The organism is Peribacillus deserti (assembly GCF_016909175.1).
GTDB lineage: Bacteria > Bacillota > Bacilli > Bacillales > DSM-1321 > Paraperibacillus > Paraperibacillus deserti.
Genome location: NZ_JAFBFI010000009.1, coordinates 61,742 through 86,827 on the forward strand (window position 1 = coordinate 61,742; position 25,086 = coordinate 86,827).

A 25,086-nucleotide genomic window follows, 5' to 3' on the forward strand; every position below is an offset into this window, starting at 1 on the left:
GCCCAAGTCCCAAAAACAGAACTCAGGCCATGAACCACATATTTATTTAGCTGCCTTAACAGCTTCAATAGCTGATTCGTAGTCAGGGTGATCAGTTGCTTCGCTTACATATTCGGCATAGATAACTTCATCGCTGCTGTTCACTACAAATACGGCGCGGGCCAGAAGTCTTAATTCTTGAATGGCTACACCAAAAGCTTCTCCGAAAGATAAGTCGCGGTGATCGGATAAAGTTTGGACGTTTTCAATACCATTAGCTCCGCACCAGCGTTTTTGAGCGAATGGCAGATCTACGCTTATCGTTAAGATCTTTACATTTCCGAGGTTTGAAGCTTCTTCGTTAAAGCGGCGTGTCTGCGCATCACAAACACCCGTATCTATTGAAGGAACTACACTGATTAGACGAACTGAACCTTTAGAATCCTCTAGAGATACTTCTGATAAATCGTTTGCTAATACTGTAAAGTTTGGAGCCTTATCCCCAACTTTCACTTCATTTCCAAGCAGAGTTACCGGATTTCCTTTAAACGTAATAGCCGCCATTATAATTCCTCCTTTTTCCTTTTAAAACTGTATGTATTGTACAGTGTAATCATATTCCTTCCCCCAAAAATATGCAATTAATTAATCGGAAAATTCATTTTTAAAAGAATGCCTGACTCTTTCTATCTTCTCGCCAAATAAGGGTCCCAATAAAAAAGTTAACTTCACAAACGAAGTTAACCTTACTCTCATCTTTAGATATCAAAATCTATATTTGAAGTGTCATCCTTCTTTTGGCCTTGATCTTTTTTTTCCGAGGAGCTTCCTTTGTCATCTCCAGATTGCTTTTTGGAAGGATCTTTGCCTTGGTCTTGCCCCTGGCCTTTATCCTGCTGGCCTTGTTTTTGATCCTGATCCTGCTTTTGACCTTTATCCTGACCTTGCCCCTTTTTATTCTGACCCTGTTCCTGACCGTTCATCTTGGAAAACATGCTTTGTATTTTTTCAATTGCTGCTGGAGCGGCATCGAGCAATTTTTCATAAAGGTGGGTGCTTTGATCAAGATGAAGCATTTGGACTCCATTTGAATTCACAACTAGGAAGGCTATCGGAGTGATGGAGACTCCTCCGCCGCTGCCGCCGCCAAAAGGGAGCGCCGATGAGTTTTGGCTATCGCTGCCTGAGGAACTGCCCTGCATGTTAAATTCACTGCCGCCTGCCGCAAACCCAAAGCCCACTTTAGAAACAGTAATGATTACACTTCCGTCAGGTGTTTCAACTGGATCTCCGATGATGGTGTTCACATCAATCATTTGTTTGAGACTATCCATGGCAGAATTCATTAAGCCTTGAAGCGGATGTTCTGACATTCTCTTTTATCCTCCTATTTATATAGACTGATCCTTTGCCCTGCTTGACGCCTTTTCAGCCGGCTTGCGCCTGCCAAGCATCCAATGTTTAACAAGCAATAATCCTGTTAATATAGCATTTCCGATTCGAAACTCAATTATGCAATTCATTCTGGTTTTGGAAGTAACGCCCTGATAGATAGAGTTAACTGAATAGGATGGTATTTTGCTAAAGGTAAGGTATTGGGAAATTACACCGATAATCGTGCTTTTAATTCCATATGCCGCACCAGTCAGGACTGCGGTTTCCGCAGCATTTCCAGTACCAATCTGACTATGCCAGTTCAATTCTTGTATGTTGATTTTGATAAGGAATTTCTTTAAAGCATGAATCATACCGCTCTTTCGGCTGAATCCCCCTCGCATGGCATCTATGAAGGATTGTCTTTTTTCTTTAGCAGGCCTCATCTTCTTTTTTTCAAGATTGTCTTCTTTTGTCTCCTTGCTGCCGCTAAAGCTGACCTTTTTTGTATAACGGAGGAGGCCGAACCATGCTCGAAAAGTTAAATGAATTTGCCCTGGGGCTTGATATTGATTATAAGTTATATGAATTCTTACTTTCGTAAACAGAAACACTATTATGATGCCTAATAAAATGATGCAGACTAGTAAAAATATCATGTCTTCACATCCTTTCAGGCTTCCATTATCACCGATTTTCCATAAAAATAAACCCGGAGCAGCAACGCCCCCGGGTTATAATACAGAATCATCTTTTCTCAAATACTACAGCCGTATCTGCAAATATATCATGAAGACCCTGCTTTTTTGGAAGAAATCCCGCGACCGCATATCCTATTAGGATAAATTTCGATATAAAGCGGCCGACCAATTCGCGAAAAATAATGGTTCCCCAGGTCAGACTGTGGTGTTTTAGGCTGATTACCTTTAAGCCAAATACCATCTTACCAATCGTTTGTTTAAAAAAACGAACCATTAGAACAAAATACAAATAAAAGACAATAGCACTTCCAGCTTCATACAAAGAAAAACCAAGTACTTCTTTATGAGCTGGATTTAACAAATAAACGGCAGGCTTCACCAGCAGTCTGCTGATACTCCAGATAACCAGCAGATCTAGCAGATAGGCCCAGAATCTCATCCAAAAACCTGCAAAGTGATGTGGATCAACTTCCACGTTTAGCGTTCCGCTATCAACCAGATTATTCTCATATGTTTCTTCTTCATTCACAACGGTACCTCTATTAGCTTGGTTATTTAATTCGTCCATATTAAATCCCCCTTTTTATTCGGCATAGAGATACATCAGGCGGGGAGAATTAGGCTTAGACAACATTTTCATCAAACCTAGCATTTCCATATCCTGACCTGCTAATTTTTTTGCACCCATACTGAAAAGGGAGTTCAGCCCTGCTTCTTGTGTATAACGGACCACCTGAGCGTCCTTAATCTGAAGTTCATCTTCCATGCTCTTCCATACATCATCCATATACCCAAACTCATCAATAAGGCCAAGCTCCTTCGCCTGTCTGCCATCATATACACGCCCGTCTGCGATTTTCTTGACCTGCGGCTCTGTCATGCCTCTTCCTTGTGCTATGACCTTCACAAATTGCTGATATGAGTTATTGACCATAGATTGCATAATGGCTCTTTCTTCTTTTGTCATTTCGCGGGTAGGGCTCATAATGTCCTTATGTTCCCCGCTTTTTATCGTTACGAATTCAACTCCGTACTTTTCCGCTAGTTTTTCATAGTTATATCCCTGCATAATGACTCCAAGAGAACCGGTCAATGTTTCTGGCACAGCAAATATTTTATGGGCAGGGGCGGAAATATAATATCCGCCTGACGCGGCCATGGAGCCCATTGAAACGTAAATCGGCTTTTTTGTCTCCTTTTTAATGTCCATGAGACTGTCATGGATTTCAGCACTTTCCACAACCCCGCCGCCAGGAGAGTTAACCCGCAAAATAATTCCCTTAACCGTATCATCCTCTTTAACCTGTTTCAGCTGATCGAGAAAGGCTTTGTGATTATACCCGGCACTTCCTAAAAGAGAAGAAGTATCCGTTCCTCCCTGAATGACTCCTTCCACTTCCAGTACGGCGATTTTTTTATTGTCATCCCCTTCTTCTACAATTTCTTCAATAAATCCGTCTTCCTCACTTGAAAAGAATTGGTCTATAACACTCTCCGTATCTGTAGTAGCGTACGAAAAAGCGATATTGAACACAATGGAAACAACAAATAATACGAATGCTGTTCCAAGAGCTGCCCACCTTTTACTATTCATTTCCTCGACCTCCCGCACTTGCTGTAATTTTCAAAAAAATTAAAGACATGTTAAACTAATTTCATCTGACAATATTGTAACAAAATATTTTCAGTACAGAAAGAATCTGGAAACTGTTTCGACCTCTACGATGAAAGGAAGGATTAATACATGCAAGATCGCAGAAATTTATATTTTTACCATAATAAATCAACTGAAATGATCGCTACAGCACAGCCTTTATATGAACTAGCCGAACAGTACGGCTTTCAAATTGTGCAGGATTATAGAAAAGCCAATATCATTGTCAGCCTGGGTGATGATGGTACCTTCCTTCAGGCAGTAAGGAAGACAAACTTTCGTGAAGATTGCCTTTATGCAGGCATCTCAACTACTGGCAATTTAAATATGTACTGTGATTTTCATAGCGATGACACTGCAAAAATGATTGATGCCATGTCAAATGAAAACCTTGAAGTTAGACGGTACCCTGCTCTTGAAGTTACCTTGAATGGGGAAAGCTCCTTTTACTGTTTAAATGAGTGCAGCATCCGTTCATCGATTATTAAGACGTTTGTCATTGATGTACTGATCGATGATCTCCATTTCGAAACTTTTAGAGGCGATGGAATGGTTATCTCTACACCTACCGGAAGTACAGCCTATAACAAGTCCATCAATGGGGCCGTTGTTGATCCTCTGCTTCCCTGCATTCAAGTCAGCGAAATGGCTTCCCTAAACAATAATACTTACCGAACGCTCGGCTCCTCTTTTATTTTAAGCAATGATAGAACCTTAACTCTTAAAATTAATCAGGATCTTAATAATTATCCCATTATCGGAGCAGATAATGAGGCGATGAGTATCAAACATATAGACCAAATTGAAGTGAAATTGAGCGACCGCAGAATAAAAACGGTTAAATTAAAAGATAATTCCTTCTGGGAAAAAGTAAAAAGAACATTCTTGTAAACATCTTTTTCGGTCCGTCTGCAAACCGCTTCCATATCTTCAGCAAGGAGGCGGTTTATTCATTTCAGCTGCCAATCATGGGCCGCGCCCCATTGATTTTCTAGTATTCCTATTCACGCATTCACGGAAAGAACCAGCAACAATCCTAAACTGCCTAATCTAAAAAGGGCCTCATCCCCTGATGGAATAAGTCCCTTTTTTATGTTACGCACTATTTTTTTCTTTTACTTTGGCTGTACGCATTCTCGGCCATTTCGTTTTGGAAAGAGTGTATATGGTTAATGCGCTCCAGATAAACATAAATGCCAGCAAATGGACTCTGGTAAACGTTTCATGATAAACAAATACACCGAGAATAAGTGTAAGAGTCGGCGCTATATATTGCAGAAAACCCAGCATGGATAAAGGAACCTTTTGTGCACCTTTAGCAAAGTACAGAAGCGGCAAAGCTGTGACCACGCCTCCTCCAGCTAATAAAAGACCTGTTCCTGCGGAATCAAAAAACATTCCTCTTGACTGGAACAACAGATAAATAAAGTAGCCTACTGCAAATGGAGTTACCATTAAGGTTTCCAGAGTAAGACCAATCGCAGAATCAGCATTAATCATTTTTTTTGCGAGGCCATACAAGCCAAACGTGATGGCTAGTAAAAGAGAAACCCAGGGTACGTTTCCATAATGAATAGTTAGCACAAGCACCCCGACTGCGGCTAGGAGGAAAGATACAATCTGAGCCGTGCCCAGCTTTTCACGAAGCACGATTACACCTAAGAGAACACTCACAAGAGGATTTATATAATAACCCAGGCTTGTTTCTAAGATCCGGCCGGAGTTTACTGCCCATATAAAGATTCCCCAATTTGCACTAACCAGTACAGAGGCGGTCGTCAGGGCTGCCAGTTTACGAGGCTGTTTCATAATTTCTTTAGCATAAATCATAAATGCAGGCCACTTACTAGTTGACACTAATAATATAACCATAAAGATGAAACTCCAAAAAACCCGGTGTGCAAGTATCTCATCTGCCGGGACCTCCTGTATCCATTTCCAATAAATCGGAACGATCCCCCACATGGCATACGATAAGGCAGCAAAAAAGACACCGTCATTTTCTTTTATTGTTTTCAAAGAAATTATCCCCCCTTTTATTTCTGATTCCGAAATAATATCTATTATAAACCTGTGTACAAACAAATTCCATTTTATTTTTTTGAAGTTTTTGTTAATAAACCGTCAGCCCTAACTGCTGCACCTGCAGCTTGGGGCCTAATGGCTTGGTTTAATTGTGACCTGCCAGAAACAACCCCATTTTTCAAAATATAAAGAGTCCCGTATCTTTGATAGATCAGGGTATTTTGACAAGATAATCACGAGGATATATCCAGCAGCATCTATACCTCGTATACGATTTCCCCATTAATGACAGTCATTACAGCCCTTGTGTGCAGCAGCGCTTCAGGAGTTACGGTAAATGGATCTTTATCAAATACTGTAAAATCAGCATAGAAGCCGCGCTGGATCATTCCTCTTTCATACTCACTGTTAATGGCAAAAGCACTTCCTTTCGTAAATAAGCTTATAGCTTCGTACATGGACAGCCTTTCCTGTTCACCATAAACCGCAGGATCGCCATTTAATTTTGTTCTATATACCGCAGCATATATGCCTAGCAGCGGATTCAGCTCTTCAATCGGGGCGTCTGAGCCGCCGGCACATTTTAATCCTTCTTCTAGCAATGTCTTCCAGGCATAATTATATTTCATATGATCTGAACCAACCCGATCAATCACCCATGGAAAATCAGATGTAACGAATACAGGCTGAATATCAAGAACGACCGGCAGTTTTTTTGCTCTATCAATGAGTTCCTTCCTTAATATTTGGGCATGAATAAGCCTGTCTCTCTGCGGCTCCTTAGGAGGGTGTTCTTCAATTGCATCTAGTAAATATTCAAACGCCAGGTCACCGATCGCATGAACAGCGACAGGCATCTCATATTCACGAGCCTTTTTCACAAGTTCCATTAATCTTTCCGGAGTATGAATAGCGACTCCATTTGTAGAAGGATCGTCTTGATACGGATGCGCTAATAAGGCAGTTCTTCCTCCAAGAGAACCATCGGCAAATATTTTCATCGGGCCAAATTCGACAAGTCCTTCTGCCGTTTTAAACCGATAGCCTCTTTCCTGCATTTCATCCACGACCTCATGGTGTACCAGCAGATGAGCTTTCAAAGCAAGTCCGTCTTTTTCAATCACCCTTAAAAAGGTATTGTATGTTGGCTCAAATCCAGAATAGTAGTTCAAATCCTCAGTATGAACGCCGGTTAATCCAAGGCGATGGCAGTCCTGAATGGCCATTGTCATGCTTTTTCTTAAATATTCCTCAGAGACCGGCGGCATTGCTTTCAAAACAAAATCCTGTGCTGTATCCTTAAACAGCCCGTTCAGCCTGCCGTTTCTATATCGCCCTATTACTCCTCCAGCAGGCTCTGCCATATCCTCTGAAAGATTTAACATGTCCATTGCTTTTGAATTCACGACAATTGCATGTCTGCAGACTCTCTTTATTAAAACAGGATGATTGGGTGCTATGCGGTCTAGATCATCCGCCAAAATTAGCTCAGGTGCATTCCATTCATTTTCATTCCAGCCCTCTGCTATAATCCATTCATTATCAGAAAACTGGCTGCACTGCTGCTTTAATGAGTTAAGAACGTCCTCTTTTGACTTCATTCCGGATAAATTTAATCTCATCAATTTTTCGCCGTGGCCGATTAAATGCATATGGCTGTCAACCAGCCCTGGAAACATCGTTTTACCTTGAAGATTAATTTTACGTTCGATGGAATCCCCGTATTTTGATAGCAGCACCTCCAAATTACCTGTATCGAATACTTTTTTCCCATCTGTGAGGACAGCTTCTGCTTTTTCGTTTTCTTTTCTCATTGTATAAATCGTACCGCCATGCCATAAGGTTATTGTCATATAGTATCTCCTTCTAAAAACAATTCTTGCTTTTTAATTTTAAAGCCCGCCGTTCGGCGAGCCTAGTAATCTGCTTATTAATAGCTTATTTTTGCTTCTTTCTCTTTTTGCCGCAGCTCGATTCTTCTTATCTTTCCAGAAGTTGTTTTAGGCAATTCTTCAAGAAACTCAATTTTCCTTGGATATTTATAAGGTGCTGTTAATTGTTTTACATGCTCCTGCAGACCTTTCACTAGTTCAGGGTTACTCGGATCCGTACCTTCCTTTAGAACAACGAAGGCTTTAACAACACTTCCCCTTACTTCATCAGGACTGGCTACAACGGCGCATTCTTTTACAAGAGGATGTTTCACAAGGGCATCTTCAACTTCAAAAGGTCCTATCGTGTAACCAGAGCTGATAATAATATCATCGCTTCTTCCCTCGAACCAGAAGTATCCATCCTCATCTTTTACTGCCTTATCGCCCGTAATATAATAATCTCCCCTAAACTGCATGGCAGTGCGTTCCGGGTCTTTATAGTAATTTTTAAATAATGCAGGTGTCTCTATATGAACGGCAATATCTCCAGCGGTTCCAGGTTCGCAGGGTCTGCCTGATTCATCTATGATTTCGACAGAGTTTCCAGGTGTCGGCTTGCCCATAGATCCTGGTCTGACTTCCATTCCTTTCGTAATCCCTACCAGGAGAGTATTTTCAGTCTGCCCATACCCATCCCGGACTGTTACATTAAAGTGATTTTTAAAAGTATCAATCACTTCTCTGTTTAAAGGCTCGCCTGCTGAGACTGCGCTGTGGAGGCTGGTAAGTTTATAGTCTTCTAAATTATTGACCTTGGCCATCAGTCTGTATTCAGTTGGAGTGCAGCATAAGACATTTACTTCATGTTTGTCTAGAAGCTCCAGATATTTATTTGGATCAAATTTCCCTTGATAAACAAAACCTGTCGCTCCTGATCCTAATACGGATAGAAAAGGGCTCCAAATCCACTTCTGCCAGCCGGGGCCTGCAGTTGCCCAGACTACGTCTCCTTCATTTATACAAAGCCAGGATGGAGCTGCCGTCCTTAGATGCGCATACGCCCATCCATGAGTATGTACCACGCCCTTTGGATTCCCAGTTGTCCCGGAGGTATAAGACAAGAAGGCCATATCTTCACTGCAAGTATCCGCAAACTCTAGTGTATCCGGAGCGTTTACGAGTAATCGGTCAAGATGCAGCCACCCCTCAACATCCTTTCCTAAAGAAAATCGCCGGATATCTTGTGCTTCTTCCAGGCTGGCAAATTGATCCGCATACGGATAATAGCTTACCACCGCTTTTACATCACCATGTGAAACCCTGTATTGAAGATCTTTCGCTTTGAGCATTTCAGAGCTTGGAATAACAGCTATCCCAGCCTTTAACGCTGCTATATATACTTGATACGCCTCAATAGAACGAGGAATCATAATTAATATGGTATCACCCTTTTGTAACCCTTGTTCTAAAAAAACATTTCCGATCTTATTTGCTTGTTTCATTAACTCAGAATATGTAATTTGAGTGATTTCACCGTTTTCAGTTTCCCACTTCAGTGCAATATTTTTTGGATTATCGGCATACTTTTCAAATTCCCTTACCAGGTTATATTTGTGGGGTGCAAGCAGATCTTCTCTCTTCATCCAGTTGTTCCTCCTCTTTCTCTTCTGTGTTTCCTATCGCTTATAGTATACAAAATATTAGAATTTTTAGAAAATATTTTCGTGTTTTAAGGCCAAAATAAAAAAGCGGGCTTTCACCCGCTTTCTTGCAGCCATCTTATTGAATTATCTCTATTAAATCTGCCCACCCCTAAAGACGGAAGGCGAAGGCCGTCTGTGAAGTCCAGCAAATCTCATAAAGTCAGGGTTTTATGCCCTGTACATATAACATACGAGAAAAAGCAGCCGGCTATTCAATGTATTATTGGTAACTTTTCTTGGGTGGCTTAAAATAAATCTAAACCATCGCCTTCTTCTATCTTTTGCTCCGGATAAATAGTAACTGTCTCTACTCCATTAACAGCTTGCTCGACTAGCTCATTAAAGTCCACAAAGCTTTCGTAAAAATTTACCTTTTCTCTCTTCGGCTTTGTTTTTGGGTTTGCTGGAGTGAAGACGGTACAGCAGTCTTCATAAGGCCTGTTGGAGATCTCCAGTGTGTCGATTTCTGTTGCAATTTTCATAATATCTATTTTATCCATTGTAATAAGCGGACGGAGAACGGGAGTATTTGTGGCTTCATTAATGGCAAACATACTTTCAAGTGTCTGGCTGGCAACCTGGCCCAGGCTTTCTCCGGTTACTATGGCCAAAGCTTTTTGATTTTCACGGATCCTGTCGGCTACACGAAGCATCAATCTTCTTGTACTGGTCATCGTATAATTTTCCGGGATCTGTTTTTGTATCAGCTTTTGAATGTCTGTAAAAGGAACAATATGCAGAGTGATACGGCCGCTGACTGCAGCCAGCTTTCTGCAAAGATCCAATACTTTCTGTTTAGAGCGCTCACTTGTGAAAGGAGGGCTGTGAAAATGCACACATTCCAGGTCCAAACCTCTCTTCATCGACAAATAGCCTGCCACAGGACTGTCTATTCCTCCTGAAAGCATAAGCACAGCTTTGCCGCTGTTTCCTACAGGCAGTCCTCCCGCTCCCGGAATTATTTCGCCAGAGAGATATACCGCTTCTTTCCTGATCTCAACGCGTAAAGTTAAGTCTGGATTCTTCACGTTAACCGATATCCCCTCTATATTTTGCAAAATGTGGCCGCCCAGGATATGATTCACTTCATCTGTGTTATACGGATAGTTTTTATCTGATCTTCTGGTATTAATCTTGAAAGTAGAAATTCCGCTTAAATCCGATACATAGGCAAGTGCTGATTCTTTTACTGCCTCTATATCTCTTTCGGTTTTCATAGCAGGACTGAAGTTTTGAATGCCAAAAATACCTGTAAGCTTACTAGCGACAGCCTTATGATCTTCACCATTTAATAACACATACATTCTATCTCTATCTGCCTCTACACGAATGCTCTTAAATTCCTGCAGAGCCCTTTTTATGTTGCTTTTCAGTTTATCTATAAATCCTTTTCGATTTTTTCCTTTTGTTGAAATTTCTCCATAACGGATTAATATGTGATCATATATCATATTTACCTCATTACCTCTCGTAGTTTGATAATCGCTTCTTTTGCTGCAGCAATAACAGATTCTGCCTCGGCAGCCGTATTGTGATAGGAAAGACTGATTCGTACTGTACTTTCTGCACGCGCTTCATCCTTAAACATGGCAAGCACCGTGCTGCTTATCGTTTTTCTTTTAGAAGAGCAGGCACTGGTTGTAGACACAAAAATGTTTTTTTCTTCAAGGGCGTGTACGAAAACCTCTGATTTAAGCCCGGGAATGGAGAAATTTAAAATATGGGGAGCTGAATCTTTTTCGGGCGAATTAATTACAGTTCCTTCTATTTTGTTCAATCCTTCCTTAAGCTGATTCCTGACTTTAATCATTTTGGAAATTTCTCTATCCCGCATCTCCATTGTCATCCTCAATGCTTTTGCCATGGCAACAATCCCCGCTACATTTTCAGTGCCTGAGCGAAATTTCCATTCCTGGCTTCCTCCTGAAAATAAAGGAGAAATATGGACTCCATCTCTTATATATAAAACTCCGCTTCCCTTTAATCCATGAAATTTATGTGCTGAAATAGTGAGCAGATCAATTTTACACTTTTTTATATCAAGCGGAACCTTACCAGCTCCTTGAACATAATCCACGTGGAATATTACTTTCGGATATTTGGATAATATGTTCCCGATTTCCTGGATAGGCTGCAGCGTTCCGACTTCATTATTAACATGCATAACAGAAACTAGAATCGTATCAGAGCGCAAGGAACGCAAAAGGTCCTTTGCTGAAATCCTGCCCTGTGAATCCACCTCCAAGTACGTTACATCAAAATCAAATTCTTCACTTAGCTGTCGGAAAGCCTCCAGTACGGACGGGTGTTCTACAGCAGTCGTGATCATATGCTTCCCGCGCTTTGCATGGATAAGAGCTGTTCCCTTAACAGCCAGGTTATTGCCCTCCGTACCGCCAGATGTAAATAACACCTCCGACTCTTTCACCTGTAATAAATCAGCAATCTGCTGCCGGGATTTAGAAAGAAGCTTCTCGGACGCTGCTCCTAATGAATGCAGTGAGGATGGATTGCCGAAAAAGTTTTCAGAAACCTTCATAAATGAGTCAAGTACTTCTTTATATGGTTTTGTTGTTGCACTGTTATCGAAATATATCAACTTATACACCTTCATTCCTGCTCGAAAAATTGCGATTATTTGTAGTATGCTTCCAAAAAACGATTCACTCTATAAAAAACCCGCTTTCTAATATGTTTGATCATTAAAAAAGAAAAGTCTCCTTTAAAAAAAGAGACTGATGTTCATTATATATAGTTAAGATTCAAGTTCAAGTTCAATTCTTTTCAGGCAGCCCGGCTCTACCTTTTCAAGTACCGCAGCAGCCTGTTCTAAAGCTTCCTGGTATTGGAAATTATGAAAGTTATTTTCTGCTTTTCTCAGTCCTTCAGCGACCGAAGGATATTTACTTCTATAACGGTTGCCGTATTGTATAACTTTTTCCGCAATAACCATATGCTCCACAAGGTCTTTTGATAGATCATATAGCTTTTCTACGGATGTCTCAGCCTTTTCCAGATAAATGCGTACGGAAGCCATATCAAGCGGTATTTCTTCCAGTTTATCCTCCACATCAGACAAACTTTCCCTTACCTCACCAACATAGGACACATAGTCTGAAGGAAGTCCTGGAATATTGCTTTTACTTATCATACGGGAAATTTCCGACATGCGCTTTTTAAGAGTATTTACCGTATCTCTTGCTTCGAGCTCATCTTTTCTCAGGGCATGAAGCTTAGCCGTAAATACAGCCTGTTCTTCTTTTAGCTGCTGCATTTGCTCCTCAAGCTCTCTCAATTCATCGCTAAGTATAGATTGAGCCTGATTATCTTGATCAAGCTTATTTTGAATCAGCAGAAACCTCTTAGAGACCTGGCTGACCATTTTATCCATATTCCTTTGGAATTCAAGGTCATTTTCGGGTAAATGATAACTTTGAAGCACCTTGGATGTTTCCGTTTTTAATTTCTCATTTTCAAATTCGAGAATCGAGATATCTTCATTCAAGACTGGATGATTTTGATAAATATATTGTCTTGCCATAACTTCCTTCTCAAGCAGATCATATAAATCATTAACGCTTTCTTGCATGTCTGCAATTCCATTCTTAGCTTCAGATGTTTCTCCTGCTTCTAAATAGCTTCGGTAAACGTCCAGCTCACTTTCAAGCCTGTCCATTTCTGTTTCAAATTGAATATGCTCCAAAAGATAGCCCTGAGCGCTCATTTCAGCAAAACCGGATTTTAACTCTTCTAATTGTGATGGGATTCCCGTCTGGGTTTCCAGCAGTAATTCAGGGATCAGCTCCATTTTCTCCTGTACACTATTCAGCAAGGACTTAATCAGCAATAAATGCTCCCTGGCCTTCAAATAATTCCCATTCACTGTGCATTCATCGAATTCCCCAAGCTTCTGAACTACTTCCTCTAATATACTTTCAAGCTTCCCAGCGGCTTTAGAGTAGGAATGTCTGTGCGCTAATAACGATTTTTTCAAGCTGCGGTATGTTTCTTTTAATTCTTCAATTTCTGCCCTGTTTTTTTCTTCACTGCCTACAAGTTCATTTAGCTCATCTAAGATCTTTTGAATACTTTTCTCTATTTCTACAAGCTTAGTTTCTATCAGTTTTTGAACCTCTTTGGATCTTTTAAAGCGGAATCGGTCAGCATATTCCTCTCCGTCGAACAATAGCTCTTCTATTTGGGGCATATGAAGAGTGATAATTTCGTCCCACTCTCTTCTCCACCGTTCAAACATCTCTTCTGTTTCACCAGTCATATTTAATTGTTTCACTTTGGACAGCTCATCCAAAACAGGGCGGTTCATAATGTCCATTTTCCAGGCTTCCAGCCTGTCTAGTTCTTTATAGTGTTTCTTTTTTGAAAAATAACCTAATGTAAAAAATAACAAAATGATCAGTATGGCAATAATTATGTATTCCATCTCAGGCCCCCTGCTCTAAGGAAAAAATCAATCTATATACAACATCCATAGTTATAATTAATGTCAATGCTTTTATGATACCATGTTCACAATCATTTTTAACTAGAAAAATGATTTTTTTTGGATAATTTATTTCCAAATCTTGTTACTATGCAATTCCTTGTATTATTTTTCATCTCGTTTCACCAAAACTCATTCTAATACTATTACAGAATAGTTATGGCAAAAGTGTAATAAACAAAGAATCAATTTAATTATAGCAACTTTAGCGGATGATTACCCTTAATACATCTTTAGTAATATTATATTAAAATTCGGCTAAGGGAGAATGGACCTAACTTCTTTCAATCGAAGGGGGCATTTCTTTAAAGGAACTTAAAAATTCAGGTGGAAAAATAGAGGATTAACTGTTATGAAATGATTTTTTGAGCAGAATGAGGTCTTAGAGAAGCTAGACTTTCATCTTTATCTTATTCTTCTCATTGGAATGGGAGGCTGCATTTCTAAGTACAGCCTTACTATAAGACCACTTCCTCACCTGCAAGAACAAGAGGAAATTCCTTAGGTGCGTCTATGATATTTCTGTCGATAAACTCATATAATTCTTCGAGATATTTCATAGTGAAGTATTCTTCCTGGGGAAATTGATATAAAACTTCCATTGAATATTGTGCATGCAAAAGCGGGGCAGACATAAGCCCTTTTAATTGCAATATAAAGATAGGCAGAGACATGCTTCTAAAGACGCCTTTTTGTATACCTGTCTCCATAAGTGCTTGAAGATAGAACTTCTCTTTCGTCCAATAGGTAGATAGAATTTCTCTATTCAGGCTTGAATCAAAAGAAATTTCACTGTACACAAATTTTGCGGCAAGATAATTCTTTCTTTGAAATAGAAGAATTTCCTTTACCAGGCTTTTTAAGCATGCAGCTGGATCGCAGGATTGTATGGTTTCGAGATGGTTTTCAATCAACTGCAGGTATTCTTCAAGAAAAGAAGTAAAGCAATATTCGAGCAGACCATTCTTATTTTTGAAATAATAAGAGATCGTTGCAGAGTTGACTCCTGCTCTATTTGAAATATCTCTTACAGATGTTGCATGATACCCTTTTATTTGAAAAAGATATAAGGCAGCTTCAATGATCGCTTCTTTTGTTTCATTTTTCCGGCTCAAAACGTTTCACCTGCTCTTTCAGAAGTCCTTTCTTAATATATTCTTGATATGACTATATTTTCCTTTGAAAAATACTCGACAAACTATATGATTAAACTACAAACCAGCCACTAAATATGTTGAAATAGATAGAAAAAGGAGAGAAACCTATGTTTAATGTTCAATCATACAGCGGTACAAAAGAAAAAGATTATGAGCTTGTGATCAAACAGCTTAAAGCGCTTATTGAAGATGAACCAAACAGAATTGCCAATCTAAGCAATGCTGCTGCGCTGCTTACCCAATTCCTAGATCGTGTTAACTGGGTTGGCTTTTACTTAATGGATGGAAAGGAATTAGTTCTCGGACCTTTCCAGGGCCTTCCAGCTTGTGTAAGAATTCCACTCGGCAAAGGGGTATGCGGGACTTCAGCCACGAAGGAAGCAACAGTCCGTGTAGAAGATGTTCACCAATTTCCTGGACATATAGCATGTGATGCTGCTTCTCAATCGGAAATTGTAATACCTCTGCTGGTAAATGGCGAGCTGCTCGGTGTTCTAGATATTGATAGTCCTGAGAAAAATAGATTCGACGAAAAGGATCAGGAAATGTTGGAAAAATTCGTAAAAACTCTTGTTGAGCACTTGTAATATACCTCAGACAAAACGCCCAATCCATTAGGATTGGGCGTTTTGTCTCACATCATTTTCAGGGCAGCAGCACAATGTCATCTTCATGGATAATAAGTTTGTTTTTTCCGGATTTTTTTGCTCTATATAATGCTTCGTCTGCACGCTTGAAGAGCGATTTGGCTGAATCCATACGGCCTTTTTTCCAATGTGACATTCCGGAGGAAATCGTAACCTTTGGATTTGAAGTCATATTAACCTTTTCCACCAGCCTCTTTGCAATAGCTACACCGATGGACAAAGGAACATCCGGCAGATACACAGCCAGCTCTTCACCGCCCCATCTGGCTCCTATATCTGTACCTCGGATATTTTTCAGAATCAAATTGGCAACCTGCACAAGAACCTCATCCCCAACCTGATGCCCATACGTATCATTAACAATTTTAAAATCATCAATATCCATAAGAATAAAAGTTCCCTGTTCGTCTTTTTCAAAGGAAGAGGCAATTTTCTCATCCAGAAAGTTTCTTGAGAACAGCTTTGTCAGGGAATCAGTGATAACCATTTTTTCAAGCTCTTCCCTCAGCATCGAATTAGCAAATGCAAGAGTGGAATGATGAATGAGAGACTGCAGCAGTTTAAACATATCAAAAGTAAAAAAATAGGGGTCCTGATGCAAAACCACAGCATACCCTTTAAGTGAATCAATTTGGATCATCGGAACAGCCATAATAGAACGGTACTTCTTATTTAATATCGCCTCCTGTACAGCCGTATCCCCAATATACAAAGGCTCTCTGTCTATCGTTATTTTTTTTGTTAAAAACTCAATGTAAGAAGCTGAATCCTGCCTATGGAAAAAATCCGTACTTTCCACCAGAACAGCAGGCTGTTGATTTGAGCCCAGTGTAATAAAGCCAATCTCCTCTGCCTGAAAGCTTTTGCTAATCTGATTTCGCATATAAAGGATAGTATCACTTAGACGGAGATTAGAGTTTAATTTATGAGACGTTTCATTTATCAGCTGCAAATCGGCAACAAGGCGCTTGGACTGCTGATACAGCTGAGCATTTTCAAGCGCTCCTCCTGCCGTATTGGCCAAAAGCCTTATAAACTCTACCTCATCCTTTGGAAAAACGACCGTATTGGCTGCAATAACCTGAAGAACTCCATATACTCCCTGTTTCCCTTTCAGTGGAGCATATAAAGAAGATATTCTATGAAGCCGCGAATCTTCCATTTGAATAGTGCCTGTTAAAAAGGCTTGCATAGCTGCTGTATTTTCACTGTCATATTCTAATCCCTTAATCGGCAGGCCCTTATGGCTGCTGTTGTCATGAGAAAGGAGCAGGTAATAGGTAAAATCGGGATACACATCTTGAAGAGTGTGAATAATTTCTTCAAGAACAGCATCCATATTCATGGAAGAGTGAAATTTTTCTGTCACTCGAAAGAGCTGTTTATAGCGCTTTTCTTCCTGGCCCATATTGGAAAGGCTTTTAGCCGCCTTTATTAAATTCGTACATTCCCCCGCTAATCTTTCCAGCTCCTGGAATTCTATTAAATCCAAAGAGCCCTGATCATTTTCCTTGATTGCTAATATACCCACTAATTGATGATGCGCTCTTAATGGCAATACCAGCCTAAATTCGCTTAGACCAGGACAGGGAGGTTCATTATAAAAGACTTTCATATGAGTTTTTTGAATTAAAGGATCGGCTGGATTCACATGTAGACTGCTGCTGCCTTCCATGAGCGTTGAAGATGCTTCCGTTATAAGTTCCTGCTTCCACTCGTCATATTTCATAAAAATAATCGTTTCAGTATCCAGGATTTCTTCCAGAGACTTGAGTAAAGCTGATATATATTCTTCAAACCTTATGTATCCATTATCAACGTCCAGTAAATCAAAAAAGGAACTCTTTAATTCCCCAGACCATTTACTTTTATGCAAGTTCATTCCACTCATCCCTATTTCAATATCTGCCAGCTTGTCTCTGATTAACCGCAACAATGTATATACATCATTATAAACTTTATTTAGTAAAATTTCCCTTAAAAATGTGTAGAAATTTTTTTACCTTTGGTTAAACAATATGTGTTGTTTATCAAACAAGCTGATGCTGTACAGCTGGATCCCCTAAAAACCTGAGACTGAACGATAATGATTTTCTAATCTTGGCACCAGTAACACCGCCATCCGATCCTTTTTGATTTACGATATTATTATCAACTCTATCTTTTAATTTGGTTTACCCTTTTAAAAATAACGAAATGCTGTCTGTAAAGGCTATTGACTTTATTATCATTAAGTAATATAATGACTTTTGTGTAAAATATCGCAGCCTATGTGAATACTTATACGTATTTCATTTTGTTCCTCGCATATGTGAGGTGCATCTCGTAACCCTGTGCTGCTAGGGCGAAGGTGCATGAAAACATAATGGCGTATAATCTTAATCACATCTGTTTTTATTTTACCAAAATAAAAACACTTAAAGGAGGAGTCATTCATGGCTCGCTATACTGGCCCAAGCTGGAAATTATCCCGCCGCCTAGGCATTTCATTAACTGGAACTGGTAAGGAATTAGAAAAACGTCCTTACGCTCCTGGACAACATGGTCCAAACCAACGTAAAAAGCTTTCTGAATACGGATTGCAACTACAAGAAAAACAAAAACTTCGTCATATGTTCGGAGTAAATGAGCGTCAATTCCGTACAACTTTTGACAGAGCTAGCAAAATGCAAGGTAAACACGGTGAAAACTTCATGATTCTTCTTGAAAGCCGCCTTGATAACCTAGTATACCGTCTTGGCTTAGCTCGTACACGCCGTCAGGCTCGTCAGCTAGTTAACCACGGTCACATCACTGTTGATGGAAGCCGCGTAGATATCCCATCTTACCGCGTGCAGCCTGGCCAAACAATCGGCCTTCGCGAAAAATCCCGCAACCTTGATATCGTTAAAGAAGCAATCGACGTTAACAACTTTGTTCCAGACTACGTAACTTTCGATGCTGACAAATTAGAAGGTACTTTCACTCGTTTACCAGAACGTTCTGAAATGCCTGCTGAAATTAACGAAGCTCTTATCGTTGAGTTCTACTCTCGTTAATGAATATGAAAGACAGATCCTCTTGGATCTGTCTTTTTTTCTGTTCTCTTATATATACGCCTGGTATTGTCCACAAATTAAACATATGCCCTGGGCTGTCGAAAATTCAATCTCACTGCTGATACGCCCCAGAACATAATTAACATACGAGTAAAAATATAATGGGCAGGCAAGTTGGAATGGAGAGCAGAACGTCAAAGTAAAAAACACCGGAATATATTCTCCGGTGTTCTGCCCTCTTATTTATATTGAATCATCGTGTATTTCTTCTTCCCTCTTCTGATAATCGTAAATTGGCCTTCAATGCGATCTTCTTCGGAAAGAATATGAGCTAAGTCCGTAACCTTCTCTCCATTAATGCTGACAGCACCATTTTGAATATCCTCACGTGCCTGTCTCTTTGATGGTGAAATTTTAGCCTCTACCAGTAAGTCTACCAATGTGGTTTCCTGATCTGCTTCATGTTCATAGGAAGGAACATCCTTGAATCCTTGTTTTATTTCAGCGGCTGACAGGTTTTTTATTTCCCCGCTGAACAAAGCAGCTGAAATCTTAATAGCCTGCTGCAGTGACTCCTCACCATGGATAAGGCGGGTCATTTCTTCAGCCAGAACTTTTTGAGCCTTGCGTAAATGCGGCTCGCTTTCAACTGAAGCAGCTAACGCATCAATTTCCTCATGAGATAGGAAGGTAAAGTATTTCAAATATTTAATAACATCCGCATCTGCCGTGTTGATCCAGAACTGGTAAAACTCATACGGAGACGTTTTTTCTGCATCAAGCCAAACAGCTCCACTTTCTGTTTTACCAAACTTAGTTCCGTCAGCTTTTGTGACAAGAGGAATCGTTAAACCAAACGCTTTAGCGCCTTCTTCTTGTTTCTTGCGGATCAGCTCAAGGCCGGTGGTAATATTGCCCCATTGATCGCTTCCCCCGATTTGCAGCTTACAATTGTACTCGCCGTATAGGTGATTAAAGTCCATCGCCTGTAAAATGGTGTATGTGAATTCAGTATAGGAGATACCTGTTTCTAAACGGTTTGCAATAGTATCCTTTGCCAGCATGTAATTTATCCCGATATGCTTCCCAAAATCCCGAAGGAAAGTAACCAGGTCAATAGCACTTGTCCAGTCATAGTTATTAACCATGACAGCCCCGTTTTCCCCTTCAAAGTCGAAAATCCGCTTCAGCTGAACCTTGATGCTGTCTGCATTGCCTTTTACAGTCTCAAGTGTTAATAAATTTCTTTCCTCACTTTTCCCGCTTGGATCCCCAATCAATCCGGTGGCTCCTCCGACAAGAGCAAGCGGACGGTGCCCGTGCTGTTGAAAACGGCGCAGTGTAAGGAACGGCAGCAAATGTCCTATGTGCATGCTGTCTGCCGTCGGATCTATTCCACAGTAGAGTGAGATGCTCTCTTTATTCAATAATTCCTTTAGGCCTTCCTCATCGGTCTGCTGGTAAATGATTCCGCGCCATTGTAAGTCTTGTAATAAATCCATGTTCGTTTCCTCCCGGCATCTAGTAATTTCAATAAAATAAAAAACGCCCCTTCATAATTAAATGAAGGGACGATTAATATCGCGGTACCACCCAACTTGAGAACTGCAATAGTTCTCCGCTTAAAACGTTAACGTACGTCATCCGTTTGCTGCTACACTTCTATCAGGAATTTCGCAGCAAAAGCTTAAGGAGGTAATTCATTCGTCTATTTGTACCAGTTCCCACCAACCACCGGCTCTCTGTAACAGGGATAGAAAAACTACTGAATCCTATCGTTGCTTTTATCATATTTCTATTAATGAATTTTTATCAAATTTTAGCGCTGATGTCAAATGTATTTTTACCGGCGTAATTTGAAAAATGACGAAAATTGGGGATATTACAAGTCTATTTATGCTATAATGTATCTGATTTTAGGGGGTTGATAAAGTGGAAAATAACAGAAATCCTTTTAAAGATACTTTCAAAAAAGTAACTTCTTTTTTGGAGGAAGAGAAAACAAAGAGATCGTTCAGCATTACATACCAGGTAATATGGAATTTGCTATTAATCTTTATAATCGTTGCCGTTTTAGGAGCTTCATTTGCAGGCGGAGTCGGTGCTGGCTATTTTGCCTCACTTGTCAAGGATGAGAAAGTCCGCTCGAAAGAGGACCTGAAACAGGATATTTACAACTTTAATGAAACATCAGAAATATTCTTTGCGAATAATGTGTATATGGGAAAAATGAGATCGGATTTAGAAAGAGAAACAGTAGAAATTGACCAGATCCCCGAACATTTATCCAACGCATTAATTGCCACCGAAGATGAATACTTCTATAAACATGATGGAGTAGTTCCTAAAGCGATTCTAAGGGCGATCTTTCAGGATATGACGAATGCGCCCATCCAATCCGGGGGAAGTACTCTAACCCAGCAAATCATCAAAAACCAAATCCTTACCAATGAGGTTTCCTTTGACCGAAAAGCGAAAGAAATTCTGCTTGCGCTCCGGCTTGAAAAGTTTTTTGACAAAAAAGAAATTCTTGCTGCCTACTTAAATTTATCTACATTCGGCAGAAATTCAAATGGAAGAAATGTAGCAGGTGTCCAGTCAGCTGCAAAAGGAATATTTGGGATAGACGTTAAAAACCTGAATCTGCCTCAGGCAGCATTTATAGCCGGACTGCCACAGAGTCCTTTCGGCTATACTCCATATACCCAGAATGGGACTTTAAAGCAGAACCTCCAGCCTGGGCTCGAGCGGATGAAAACAGTTTTGAGCAGAATGCACCGCGAGGGCTTTATCACAGAAACTGAATACAAAGCCGCATTAAATTATAATATTGTGAAAGACTTTATCGGAAGACACCCTGAGCCGCAGGAAAAATATCCATGGCTGACCTATGAAGTAGAAAAACGTTCTATTAAAATCCTTGCTGAATATCTTGCAAAGCAAGACGGAATATCAGTGATGGATTATAACAAGGACTCAAAGATTCGTGATAAATATCAAACTCTTGCTGATAGAAACATACGCCAGCAAGGCTATAAAATTCATACAACGATTGATAAAACAATACTAGATAAAATGGAAGCAGCAAAGAGTAAATATCGAAACTTTGGCCCAGATAAACAAATAACACCTAAAAGTTCTGCTGTAGAACCGGTTGAAGTGGGTGCAATGCTCCTTGAAAACTCGACAGGAAAAATACTAAGTTTCATTGGCGGCCGCGATTATAAAAGAGAACAAACTAATCACGCAACCAATTCACTTAGATCAAATGGTTCAACCATGAAGCCATTGCTCGTATATGCTCCAGGCCTTGAACTTGGCGCCCTCTCACCGGGAAGCATTGTTGCTGATCTGCCTATAAAGGTCCCTGCCGGCAATAGCTATTATGAGCCCGGCAATTACGGTGAAAAATTCCATGGCATAACGACCGCAAGGACAGCGCTTTTAAATTCATATAACGTACCAGCAGTGAAATTTTACATGGATATACAAAGCCGAAATCCAGTAAGTTACTTAGAAAAGATGGGTTTTAGCAGTTTAACAGAAGGCGACCATCATCATATTTCCATGGCCCTTGGAGCTTTACAAAGAGGGGTTTCCGTGGAAGAGAATGTGAATGCATATACGACTTTCGCAAATAATGGAAAGTTTGTAGATGCCTATATGATTGAGAAAATCGAAGCGGTTGATGGAAAGGTTATTTATCAGCATACGAAGAAGCCGGTAAATGTGTTCAGTCCGCAGACTGCCTACCTTACGCTTGATATGATGAGAGATGTGGTTAGAAAAGGAACAGCAGCAAGTGTAAACAGCCGTCTAAAATTCAGTGGAGATTGGGCAGGTAAAACAGGAACAGGACAGGATTACCATGATGCCTGGTTTGTGGCTTCTAATCCGAAAGTAACCTTTGGTACATGGATGGGTTATGACACACCTAAGCCGCTCGAGAAAAACTGGAGGGGTCTCACATACTCTCAAAGAAACTTGTTTCTTTGGGCAGATCTCATAAATGCTGCCTATGATGCGAATTCAGCTAAGGTCGCCACCAATAAAAGGTTTGAGATGCCAGGCGGAATTGTTACAAGATCCTCCTGTGAAGTTACCGGGCTCCCTTCAGATATATGCAGCCGTTTAAATATGACTGGTTCAGATATCGCTAATGCAAAATTTGCGGCTGCAAAAGTAAACGGCACCTATAATCAAGGCAGATTCGTCAGGGTGGGCGGGAGAAGCTACACGGCTCTGCCAACCACACCACAAGAATTCACCGAACCCGGCTTAATGCTCAGCTCGGCGATCCTGCAAAAGATCGGCAGTAAATATTTAACAGATCCCGGGGCACTTCTCTCTGGAAAATCTGGAGAAAAAAGCAGCAGCCGTGTTTCAAGCAATTCTTTAAGTGAAAACGGTAAATCTCCAGGCGCTGTAACAGTTTCTGTAAAAGCTTCCTCCATCGTATGGGGAGCAAGCCCTGATTCGGATATTATCGGATATAGAATATATAAAAACTCAGCTAAAGTCGGAATTGTAAAGTCAGGATCTCCGCTGATATTCAACGGCGGAAATGGTTCTTATATGGTTAAAGCAGTCGATATAGCAGGCAATGAGTCTCCTGCCTCTAATCGTGTAACCATTGGCGGCGGGCAAAAGCCTCCTGCTAAGGAACCGGCAAAAGCAAATCCAGCTTCAGGGACACCTGCAAAACCAAATACCCCCGCTGAAGAGTCAGAAGATGATCCTGATGAACAAGAAAACGAAGAAACTGAAGAGGAATAGAAAAGGCACGCTCACATTGAGCGTGCCTTTTCCATTATATAGCTCTAAAAAAACGTCTTAACGACATCCTGCTCTGTTTCACATTCTGTACAGCGGTATTCTATTTCAAGGGCGTCCTCTCTGGCCATCTGGACGGTTTCTTTCTTGCAGTGCTCACAGTATTTCACAATTTTTTTCTCTACCATACTAACACCCCCCCGGTTTAAGATCCGTCTCTTTTTGTTTTATCCAGAATCATAAACTCCAAACATCCTGCCGCCAAGGATGAAGAGAAGCTATTGGATTTCACCTTGAAACCGTTCATGTTTTTTTATTTGGCTGATCGTATCCTCTATCTCTGATATGTAATCAGTAAACAAACGGTTCTTACCATGAACAGTAAAACGCTCTTGATCCACAGAATTCAACAGGGCAATAACCGCTTTTAATTTCAAATCATCATAATACTCCATTTCGGAATCTCCCTTTATTTTTCCGCTTACTACCAATTCACCTTTAGAATCTTCCATTTCAAATATGTAACTCTGCTCTTCATTTGATTGCATATGCTTGCCCTGCCTTCCGAAAGAATAATAATGATTACCTTAAAGAGAGCCCCTTAGGCTATCCAGATACTATCCTGTATATAAAAACTCTAATTAATACAAAATATAAGCGAAAAAGGTGGTGAAAAGATGTTAGAAAAAGGGAAAGAAAACACCAGCATAGAGCAAAGGCGAAGCGATCAGGACTCCCAAACTGGTTTCCGTACAGATGGAGACAAAAATAAACAAACCAAAAAGAATAAGTAGGAATAAGGATGGGAACCTCTTCTGGTTCCCTTTTGTGCATGCTAGGCCGAGGCAGCAGGTTTAAGGTGATTTACTGCAAATCTCCATCAAAGCCCACCGGAGACCCTGTAGAAGTATGCTCATTCACCCATTCCCTTGCAGTATCAGATACCGATGACCAATTAGGAATTTTATCACTGTTCTGTTCAATCCAGCTCATACAAAACTGCGGATCAATACTATCCTGCTCACATTGAGACAAGAATGAGGCAACTGTAACATCATTACAATTTTCCCAGGTCCCGCATGTTGTTTTCCAAATGTCCTCCATTCTCCGCAAAACTGGGACATCTGCCGGTGCAGTTTTATATTGGTTATGATCACTCATACATTAGCCTCCTGAATACAAATTTACATTTTTCAGTATGTCCCAAGCAGACGAAAGCATGTAGATAAGGTGATGGAGGCTTGTTTTTTTAGGATGGGTTAATCATCGGGTTATAAGAATGCAGATGGTCTTCATGGTTGAGGAGCTTTATATTTGGCAAAAATTATTGATTGTTTATGTGACCAATTTGCAGCCATACGTGCTGCATTTGCAAACCTAGTTTAGTAAAAGGGAAGATGTTTACAGTTAAGCATGGCTGGATTTTAATAAAACCATTGAGGTTCTACGAGTATGCGTAGATGTGACGTTAGCATTTTCAATCATAAGCAGATAATTTAAACAATAAGCATACAACTTTCATATTAAGCAAAAATATACAAATGCTAAGCAAAGAAATTTCACTCATAAGCATAAAGTTAATAAAGTTAAGCATAAAATCCAAAAACATAAGCGTGAACTTCCAAAAGTTAATCATAAACCTTAAATTCTTAAGCATAAA

The 25,086-nt window shown here is 40.2% G+C and carries 20 protein-coding genes, 1 pseudogene and 1 other annotated feature; of the genes and pseudogenes, 4 read left to right on the top strand and 17 right to left on the bottom strand.

Annotated features, from left to right (window positions below; translation table 11 throughout):
- Positions 1-42: 42 nt before the first annotated feature.
- The 5 genes and pseudogenes from tpx to sppA all read right to left on the bottom strand — a co-directional run bounded on the left by tpx (position 43) and on the right by sppA (position 3,648).
- Positions 43-543, bottom strand: coding sequence for a thiol peroxidase (gene tpx, locus JOC77_RS11150; protein ID WP_204543216.1), 501 nt, complete (start codon positions 541-543; stop codon positions 43-45).
- Positions 544-893: 350 nt separating this feature from the next.
- A pseudogene (gene ytfJ, locus JOC77_RS11155) lies at positions 894-1,352 on the bottom strand (GerW family sporulation protein); the annotation flags it as partial.
- A gap of 18 nt (positions 1,353-1,370) precedes the next feature.
- Positions 1,371-2,012: a DUF2953 domain-containing protein gene (locus tag JOC77_RS11160; protein ID WP_204543226.1), complete on the bottom strand. Its 642-nt coding sequence runs from the start codon at positions 2,010-2,012 to the stop codon at positions 1,371-1,373.
- Positions 2,013-2,100: 88 nt separating this feature from the next.
- A complete protein-coding gene (locus JOC77_RS11165; RefSeq protein WP_204543228.1) occupies positions 2,101-2,622 on the bottom strand; it encodes an RDD family protein in 522 nt (173 codons plus the stop codon).
- A 15-nt stretch (positions 2,623-2,637) separates the two neighbouring features.
- The gene (sppA, locus tag JOC77_RS11170; protein ID WP_204543230.1) at positions 2,638-3,648 is read right to left on the bottom strand and encodes a signal peptide peptidase SppA; all 1,011 of its coding nucleotides are present in this window, start codon (positions 3,646-3,648) and stop codon (positions 2,638-2,640) included.
- A 150-nt stretch (positions 3,649-3,798) separates the two neighbouring features.
- On the opposite strand from sppA, the gene JOC77_RS11175 reads away from it, so the two are divergent.
- Complete coding sequence (locus JOC77_RS11175) at positions 3,799-4,599, top strand: NAD kinase (RefSeq protein WP_204543232.1); 801 nt, start codon at positions 3,799-3,801, stop codon at positions 4,597-4,599.
- A 204-nt stretch (positions 4,600-4,803) separates the two neighbouring features.
- On the opposite strand, the gene rarD is transcribed toward JOC77_RS11175, so the two are convergent.
- The 7 genes from rarD to refZ form a co-directional block, all read right to left on the bottom strand.
- Positions 4,804-5,727: an EamA family transporter RarD gene (gene rarD, locus JOC77_RS11180; RefSeq protein WP_204543234.1), complete on the bottom strand. Its 924-nt coding sequence runs from the start codon at positions 5,725-5,727 to the stop codon at positions 4,804-4,806.
- 263 nt (positions 5,728-5,990) lie between these two features.
- Entirely contained in the window at positions 5,991-7,586 is a 1,596-nt protein-coding gene (locus tag JOC77_RS11185; protein WP_204543236.1) for an amidohydrolase, read from the bottom strand.
- A gap of 77 nt (positions 7,587-7,663) precedes the next feature.
- Positions 7,664-9,250, bottom strand: a complete 1,587-nt coding sequence (mbcS, locus tag JOC77_RS11190; RefSeq protein WP_204543238.1) for an acyl-CoA synthetase MbcS — start codon at positions 9,248-9,250, stop codon at positions 7,664-7,666.
- Positions 9,251-9,555: 305 nt separating this feature from the next.
- Entirely contained in the window at positions 9,556-10,761 is a 1,206-nt protein-coding gene (gene thiI / locus JOC77_RS11195; RefSeq protein WP_204543240.1) for a tRNA uracil 4-sulfurtransferase ThiI, read from the bottom strand.
- A 2-nt stretch (positions 10,762-10,763) separates the two neighbouring features.
- Positions 10,764-11,909 (bottom strand): cysteine desulfurase family protein, encoded by a 1,146-nt coding sequence (locus JOC77_RS11200; RefSeq protein ID WP_204543442.1) that lies wholly within the window; start codon positions 11,907-11,909, stop codon positions 10,764-10,766.
- A 156-nt stretch (positions 11,910-12,065) separates the two neighbouring features.
- On the bottom strand, positions 12,066-13,751 hold the full coding sequence (ezrA, locus tag JOC77_RS11205; RefSeq protein ID WP_204543247.1) for a septation ring formation regulator EzrA: 1,686 nt from the start codon (positions 13,749-13,751) through the stop codon (positions 12,066-12,068).
- 518 nt (positions 13,752-14,269) lie between these two features.
- Positions 14,270-14,926, bottom strand: coding sequence for a forespore capture DNA-binding protein RefZ (refZ, locus tag JOC77_RS11210; protein WP_204543255.1), 657 nt, complete (start codon positions 14,924-14,926; stop codon positions 14,270-14,272).
- Between the two features lie 149 nt (positions 14,927-15,075).
- Between refZ and JOC77_RS11215 the strand changes: the two genes are divergently transcribed.
- Positions 15,076-15,555, top strand: a complete 480-nt coding sequence (locus JOC77_RS11215; RefSeq protein ID WP_204543258.1) for a GAF domain-containing protein — start codon at positions 15,076-15,078, stop codon at positions 15,553-15,555.
- Positions 15,556-15,613: 58 nt separating this feature from the next.
- Here JOC77_RS11215 and JOC77_RS11220 read toward each other — a convergent pair whose 3' ends face one another.
- A complete protein-coding gene (locus JOC77_RS11220; RefSeq protein ID WP_204543266.1) occupies positions 15,614-17,497 on the bottom strand; it encodes a diguanylate cyclase domain-containing protein in 1,884 nt (627 codons plus the stop codon).
- A gap of 553 nt (positions 17,498-18,050) precedes the next feature.
- On the opposite strand from JOC77_RS11220, the gene rpsD reads away from it, so the two are divergent.
- On the top strand, positions 18,051-18,653 hold the full coding sequence (gene rpsD, locus JOC77_RS11225; RefSeq protein WP_204543274.1) for a 30S ribosomal protein S4: 603 nt from the start codon (positions 18,051-18,053) through the stop codon (positions 18,651-18,653).
- 239 nt (positions 18,654-18,892) lie between these two features.
- Here rpsD and tyrS read toward each other — a convergent pair whose 3' ends face one another.
- Complete coding sequence (gene tyrS, locus JOC77_RS11230) at positions 18,893-20,155, bottom strand: tyrosine--tRNA ligase (RefSeq protein WP_204543276.1); 1,263 nt, start codon at positions 20,153-20,155, stop codon at positions 18,893-18,895.
- Between the two features lie 62 nt (positions 20,156-20,217).
- Positions 20,218-20,441, bottom strand: a binding site (T-box leader).
- Between the two features lie 144 nt (positions 20,442-20,585).
- Between tyrS and JOC77_RS11235 the strand changes: the two genes are divergently transcribed.
- Entirely contained in the window at positions 20,586-23,429 is a 2,844-nt protein-coding gene (locus tag JOC77_RS11235; protein WP_338047216.1) for a transglycosylase domain-containing protein, read from the top strand.
- Between the two features lie 44 nt (positions 23,430-23,473).
- On the opposite strand, the gene JOC77_RS11240 is transcribed toward JOC77_RS11235, so the two are convergent.
- From JOC77_RS11240 to JOC77_RS11255, 3 genes are all read right to left on the bottom strand, one after another.
- Positions 23,474-23,614 carry a hypothetical protein gene (locus JOC77_RS11240; protein WP_204543278.1) on the bottom strand — a complete coding sequence of 47 codons (141 nt, stop codon included), beginning with the start codon at positions 23,612-23,614 and terminating at the stop codon, positions 23,474-23,476.
- Between the two features lie 90 nt (positions 23,615-23,704).
- The gene (locus JOC77_RS11245; protein ID WP_204543280.1) at positions 23,705-23,974 is read right to left on the bottom strand and encodes a hypothetical protein; all 270 of its coding nucleotides are present in this window, start codon (positions 23,972-23,974) and stop codon (positions 23,705-23,707) included.
- A gap of 316 nt (positions 23,975-24,290) precedes the next feature.
- The gene (locus JOC77_RS11255; protein ID WP_204543284.1) at positions 24,291-24,587 is read right to left on the bottom strand and encodes a hypothetical protein; all 297 of its coding nucleotides are present in this window, start codon (positions 24,585-24,587) and stop codon (positions 24,291-24,293) included.
- Positions 24,588-25,086 lie beyond the last annotated feature (499 nt).

Coding starts and splice junctions, on each gene's coding strand:
- rpsD (WP_204543274.1), top strand. CDS start 18,051: ATGGCTCGCTATACTGGCCCAAGCTGGAAATTATCCCGCCGCCTAGGC.
- tpx (WP_204543216.1), bottom strand. CDS start 543: ATGGCGGCTATTACGTTTAAAGGAAATCCGGTAACTCTGCTTGGAAAT.
- JOC77_RS11165 (WP_204543228.1), bottom strand. CDS start 2,622: ATGGACGAATTAAATAACCAAGCTAATAGAGGTACCGTTGTGAATGAA.
- ezrA (WP_204543247.1), bottom strand. CDS start 13,751: ATGGAATACATAATTATTGCCATACTGATCATTTTGTTATTTTTTACA.
- sppA (WP_204543230.1), bottom strand. CDS start 3,648: ATGAATAGTAAAAGGTGGGCAGCTCTTGGAACAGCATTCGTATTATTT.
- tyrS (WP_204543276.1), bottom strand. CDS start 20,155: ATGGATTTATTACAAGACTTACAATGGCGCGGAATCATTTACCAGCAG.
- JOC77_RS11240 (WP_204543278.1), bottom strand. CDS start 23,614: ATGGTAGAGAAAAAAATTGTGAAATACTGTGAGCACTGCAAGAAAGAA.
- mbcS (WP_204543238.1), bottom strand. CDS start 9,250: ATGAAGAGAGAAGATCTGCTTGCACCCCACAAATATAACCTGGTAAGG.
- JOC77_RS11215 (WP_204543258.1), top strand. CDS start 15,076: ATGTTTAATGTTCAATCATACAGCGGTACAAAAGAAAAAGATTATGAG.
- JOC77_RS11160 (WP_204543226.1), bottom strand. CDS start 2,012: ATGATATTTTTACTAGTCTGCATCATTTTATTAGGCATCATAATAGTG.
- JOC77_RS11255 (WP_204543284.1), bottom strand. CDS start 24,587: ATGAGTGATCATAACCAATATAAAACTGCACCGGCAGATGTCCCAGTT.
- JOC77_RS11245 (WP_204543280.1), bottom strand. CDS start 23,974: ATGCAATCAAATGAAGAGCAGAGTTACATATTTGAAATGGAAGATTCT.
- JOC77_RS11175 (WP_204543232.1), top strand. CDS start 3,799: ATGCAAGATCGCAGAAATTTATATTTTTACCATAATAAATCAACTGAA.
- thiI (WP_204543240.1), bottom strand. CDS start 10,761: ATGATATATGATCACATATTAATCCGTTATGGAGAAATTTCAACAAAA.
- JOC77_RS11185 (WP_204543236.1), bottom strand. CDS start 7,586: ATGACAATAACCTTATGGCATGGCGGTACGATTTATACAATGAGAAAA.
- JOC77_RS11220 (WP_204543266.1), bottom strand. CDS start 17,497: ATGAACTTGCATAAAAGTAAATGGTCTGGGGAATTAAAGAGTTCCTTT.